Below are 1,730 nucleotides of genomic sequence, written 5' to 3' on the forward strand. Positions count from 1 at the left end.
GTCATGAGCGAGGTCGTGCAGAAAGCGATCGCTATGCGGCATGATACTCCGGCTTCAATTCAATGACTGTGTTGCACTCAGTTTCTGCATCCGCCAGGTGTTAGGTGCGATTACGAGTAATGCCCCCAATCTCTCTGCACAAACCATTGAGTATCCCACGTCACGAACTCTGCCGGATCAAACAGCTCCGGAAGAACCTCAACGCGAATTACTTGGTTTGGAAGAAGGCTAAGCACATGCTGAGCACTGTCACTTTCGTAATCCCAGAGATGAAATCGATCAGATTTATCTTTGGCACGCCGACTAGGGCCGTAGTCCATTGGTGCACAGACTCTAACGAGAGGGCGACCATCCTCTTTCGAGTGGAATGTAAGGCGAACCTTGTTTTTGCTCTGAATCGCTTGGACAAATTCGTCTTTCATTGCCTTTCTCCTTGCTATTACCACTAAGTTATGAGACACCTAACGCCCGCAACACCGGACAATTTGAAGCAAAGCGGAAAATTGTTCCGTGTGCTTGCGATTGTTATATCTTGTGGTTCTACACACGCACTATTCCCGAACCTGGCGTTCTGAGTTCTTTGAGCCACTTAGCAAGGCTGTCTTTATTTACTTCTTTTATGGGGTAGCTTCGGGCTTCTATTGTAGAACGAGCCCCTACGCTAAATTCAGAAGATGTTACCAGCACCCCGAGTTTACATCCTTCATGCAATACATCGGCGTACAATCCTTTAATCGTAACCTTATCAATTTTTGATTTAACTCTCTTGCATTGAATAATAAACTCGGGCGTCCCCTCTTTTTCATTATTCCATACTCTTAAATCAACACCATCGTCATCACTTCCGGGCCCTAGGTCGACAATATAACCAAATCGCTGAAAGCATTCAGCAGTTAATTCTTCAAATTTTCTCCAATGTATTTCACCCAGTTTTTGAAGATTGTTTGAAAGAAAGTCTATAAAACGCTGATCAAGGAATACACCCTTCTCTGCAACTGGATTATACTGTTCGAACAAATCTGCTAAATTTACAATTTCAGTGTACTGGTGAAATTTCATTGCAGTATGTGGGCTATGCTTCATCAAGTCATCATACCCTTGAATCAGCGTCATGATTGCATCTAAGCCTGCCTTTCCATGCACCTGGACGGCTTCTCTTATCATCCCCTCTGGGTCTAATGATTTTCTTCCCCCTTGCAAAGCCTTCTTCGTTTCAATCTCTATATGTCGACGATAAATATCTTGAATAGAGCGAGCGAAGTCAGCACCATTTCTACGCTCCATTTCCCGCGATATTTTAAATATCTCAAATATCCCATCTAACGGTCTGTCGGTAACCCCAATTTTATGTAAAAGGGTGTAATAGAGGGTGTCATAATCTTCGGATCTAATTCGAATCCCGCGCTCCTCAGAAGAAACAATTTCGTCATCAAATCCTGTTCCGCTAAGTAGATCGCACATATGCTCAATTGATGCGGCGACCCCAGATTTATAGCCAACAATCTCATGTAGGTGGTCGGCAAAATCATGCTTATCAAACCAAATTGCTCCCATACCTAGCCCTTAGATATAACAGTGATTAGATCGCGTCGATGCTAAGGAAGGTCTGAAATAGCCCTGTATTTCCGGTCGACCTCAGCCCTCGCTGCTTTTGAAAGCGGGCCGTCGATCAAAAACCGGCCAGATAGCCCACTCATTTCTCCTTTTTTGGCCGCCGCGAGCACCTCGCA

General features: G+C 44.6%; 2 protein-coding genes. Both read right to left on the reverse strand.

Going from position 1 to position 1,730, the window contains the following annotated elements:
• Positions 1-110: 110 nt before the first annotated feature.
• Positions 111-422 (reverse strand): hypothetical protein, encoded by a 312-nt coding sequence (locus H165_RS19475; RefSeq protein WP_081609391.1) that lies wholly within the window; start codon positions 420-422, stop codon positions 111-113.
• Between the two features lie 118 nt (positions 423-540).
• Positions 541-1,554 (reverse strand): restriction endonuclease, encoded by a 1,014-nt coding sequence (locus H165_RS19480; RefSeq protein WP_081609392.1) that lies wholly within the window; start codon positions 1,552-1,554, stop codon positions 541-543.
• Positions 1,555-1,730: the final 176 nt, after the last annotated feature.

Source organism: Pseudomonas thermotolerans DSM 14292 (assembly GCF_000364625.1).
Classification (GTDB): domain Bacteria; phylum Pseudomonadota; class Gammaproteobacteria; order Pseudomonadales; family Pseudomonadaceae; genus Aquipseudomonas; species Aquipseudomonas thermotolerans.